Annotated in this window: 4 protein-coding genes; all 4 read left to right on the top strand. The window is 41.3% G+C overall.

Features of this window, described 5'->3' with window-relative positions; all coding sequences use genetic code 11:
* Positions 1 to 285: 285 nt before the first annotated feature.
* The 4 genes from GVY04_18195 to GVY04_18180 all read left to right on the top strand — a co-directional run bounded on the left by GVY04_18195 (position 286) and on the right by GVY04_18180 (position 2,566).
* Entirely contained in the window at positions 286 to 906 is a 621-nt protein-coding gene (locus tag GVY04_18195; protein ID NBD17986.1) for a methyltransferase domain-containing protein, read from the top strand.
* A 90-nt stretch (positions 907 to 996) separates the two neighbouring features.
* Positions 997 to 1,476 carry a D-glycero-beta-D-manno-heptose 1-phosphate adenylyltransferase gene (gene rfaE2 / locus GVY04_18190; protein ID NBD17985.1) on the top strand — a complete coding sequence of 160 codons (480 nt, stop codon included), beginning with the start codon at positions 997 to 999 and terminating at the stop codon, positions 1,474 to 1,476.
* 229 nt (positions 1,477 to 1,705) lie between these two features.
* Complete coding sequence (locus tag GVY04_18185; GenBank protein ID NBD17984.1) at positions 1,706 to 2,188, top strand: diguanylate cyclase; 483 nt, start codon at positions 1,706 to 1,708, stop codon at positions 2,186 to 2,188.
* Between the two features lie 24 nt (positions 2,189 to 2,212).
* On the top strand, positions 2,213 to 2,566 hold the full coding sequence (locus GVY04_18180; protein NBD17983.1) for a hypothetical protein: 354 nt from the start codon (positions 2,213 to 2,215) through the stop codon (positions 2,564 to 2,566).
* Positions 2,567 to 3,081 lie beyond the last annotated feature (515 nt).

Here is a 3,081-nt window from a genome sequence, read left to right as displayed (position 1 = left end):
AACTTTTGGGTTTGGGTGCTTCAACATCTGATGACCTCGTTATTGAGGAGGAAATTAATCCGAAAATCGTTTGCGGTGTAACTTAGTTACAGTAAGAGTTTTAGGTTTTTGGAGATGTCTAATCAATTTTCCTTGTCTTTTCGGGGATTGGTCTGGGGCTAGAATCAGGTCAAAGAACTGTTTGGCTTAGATTTCTAATGATTATCGATTATTGTTTTCCGAAAGCCCAGTTAACTATACCATTAAAATAGCAGCGGTTAGCTATCAACTATGAATGAATCCAGTATGCACAGCACGTTAACGCCCCATTTTTGGGAAAATCGCTATCAAGAAGGAACGGATCGCTGGGATTTAGGTCAAGCTGCCCCTCCTTTTTTCAAGTTTCTGGAAGCGGACAACGGACCCCCTCCTGGAAAAACTCTCGTTTTAGGCTGTGGTCGGGGCTATGATGCGCTTTTATTCGCCGCAGCTGGACATGAGGTGATTGGGGTTGATTTTGCCCCTTCCGCGATCGCGCAAGCTAAAGAATTGGCAAAAGATACGAAACTGGATGTTAAATTTTTGCAAGCAGATATTTTCAATCTTCCCGAAAACTATAGTTATCATTTCGACTATGTAGTCGAGCATACTTGCTTTTGCGCCCTTCCCCCCGAAAAACGAACCGCTTATATCGATTTGGTCCATTCACTGTTGAAACCCAATGGCGAATTGCTTGCGATTTTCTTTACTCATCAACGATCCGGGGGACCCCCGCATGGCATTGAGCCCTCAGCAATTCGGAATTTGTTTGGCTCTAAATTTGAAATTATGCAGTTAAATCCCGTTCAAAACTCTGTTCCTTCCCGACAAGGCGAAGAACATTTTGGCAGATTACGCCCGAAATACAATCGAACCTCAGAGAATTAAAATTGGTTAGGACCTGGCAACACGTTGCTCAAAAGATGATTTTAACAATAGCAAAGTAGGTAATGAAGTTCTAAGTACAGGACAAACTTTATGCTGTATTCTCTCGCTAAGCTGCAATCTCAGGTGATGACGAACCCAGAACAGTGGCGACCGTTAGTATTGACAAATGGTTGTTTTGATTTATTGCATGTCGGTCATGTGCGATACTTACAAACCGCAAAATCCTTAGGGAAAAGGTTAGTGGTTGGCTTAAATAGCGATCACTCCGTTCGTAGTATCAAACCGCAAGACGCCCCGCCTCGTCCAATTATTCCTGAAGAACAACGGGCAGAAGTCCTGTCTGCACTGAGTGCAGTCGATGCAGTGGTCCTCTTTTCAGAAAAAACGGCTGAGGAATTAATTAAAACCTTAAAACCAGAAATTTATGCCAAAGGAGGAGACTATACGATAAAAACACTACCCGAAGCACAAGCTGTACAAAGCTATGGTGGAGAAATTAAATTAATTGCCGTTGAAGTTCCGACCTCGACTAGCAAAATTATCAATCAAATTATGATAAAAAAGGGATAGACGCTAGCAAAAATTAACTGACGTTTTTTACAGTATTCACTCACTTTTTTTAAGCTGAAATGGCTGAACTAAACTCCAACGAAATTTGATAACGGTAGGCTTAAAGGGACTGCTTGCACCCTCAGAAAATCTTATCTTCTCGCTCTTGCTATCATTTGCTTCCAGCTCACTCACCTCATTAAGCTACACTAAAGCAAGAAATTGTCAGTTCATTCATTGGAGAATCATCTTGCTAGACGAGAAAGCCAAAAAAACGATACTTCGCAAAATTCCTCACGGACTCTACATTTGTGGTGTTAAAGATGGTGAAGAAATCAACGGCTTTACCGCCAGTTGGATCATGCAAACCTCTTTTCAACCTCCTTTAATTATCAATTGTGTTCGCCAAGACTCCGGTTCTCATGCCATGATTAAAAAGACTGGGGTGTTTGCACTCAGCTTCCTCGATAGCACACAAAAAGAGTTAGCAGCCCAATTCTTTAAACCGCAACGGCGCGTGGGCAATAAGTTGGCTGATGTTGAATTTTATTCCGGCGCAGAAACGGGTTGTCCGATTATTCAAGATACCCTCGGCTATGTGGAATGTCGGGTCGTTGATGCCGTCGAAAAAGGCGACCATACCATTTTTGTGGGAGAAGTCATTGGCGCTGGCGTTCATCGCGAAGGAGAGGCACTTTTATTAGAAAGCACAGGCTGGCAATATGGAGGCTAGAACCATTAACTGGGAGGATTATTCATGCCTTTAATTAAAGTTCACACCTCTGTTGCTAAGCCTAATGCTAGCGACGTTGAGAGTTTACTCAAAACCTTATCTACTAAATTATCCAAGCACTTAGGAAAACCAGAATCATTTGTCATGACAGCGTTTCAGCCGGAAATTGCGATGACATTTTCTGGAACAACTGATCCGGTTTGCTACATTGAAATTAAAAATGTTGGTAGTATTAGCCCTGATAAAACCAGTGCAATGAGTCAGGAATTTTGTCAAGAGATCGAGAAAAATTTGGGCGTTCCTGCTAATCGCACCTACATTGAATTTGCTGAAGCAAAAGGTTCGATGTGGGGATGGAATGGCTCAACTCTCGGTTAAATAGGAGCAAATTCTTCTTCTTTTAGACTAAAAATACGGTAAAAGAATAAAGAGAGTAGGGAGAAATTCAGTTTCTCTCTACTCATGAGTGATAACCCCTTAACTCACTTAAAATTCTGCCACTGAATGAACCCTAAAATTGTGTTTCCAAAACGCTTGCAGTTAATTCAGTTTTTGCTAACAATAGCAAGTTTATTGGTTCCTTTATTTGATAACTTAGAAGCGAAAGCTTTAATCACGATCGCGTTCATGTAAAAAGTGATATTTCCTACTTTTTATCTCCCCTTGGTCATTATAGTATTACGAAGCAGCTTCGTTTGGGAGTTGAAATTGAGAAACAAAATGCCCGCCAAGGTAAAGACAGTCGTGTCGGAATCTTAACCCAATGGCAACTCCCTGAAAGCGCTTTCTGAGAAAGAGTTATGTTATGATAGTTGGTATAACTTGGGATACAGAGGTTCTGAATCAAACTTGATACGAGGTCTTTGTAAACCAGCACCACTAAAAGTTATTCT

Source organism: Cyanobacteria bacterium GSL.Bin1 (assembly GCA_009909085.1).
GTDB lineage: Bacteria > Cyanobacteriota > Cyanobacteriia > Cyanobacteriales > Rubidibacteraceae > Halothece.
This window is presented reverse-complemented; position numbering and strand designations above follow the sequence as displayed.

Coding starts and splice junctions, on each gene's coding strand:
- GVY04_18180 (NBD17983.1), top strand. CDS start 2,213: ATGCCTTTAATTAAAGTTCACACCTCTGTTGCTAAGCCTAATGCTAGC.
- rfaE2 (NBD17985.1), top strand. CDS start 997: ATGCTGTATTCTCTCGCTAAGCTGCAATCTCAGGTGATGACGAACCCA.
- GVY04_18195 (NBD17986.1), top strand. CDS start 286: ATGCACAGCACGTTAACGCCCCATTTTTGGGAAAATCGCTATCAAGAA.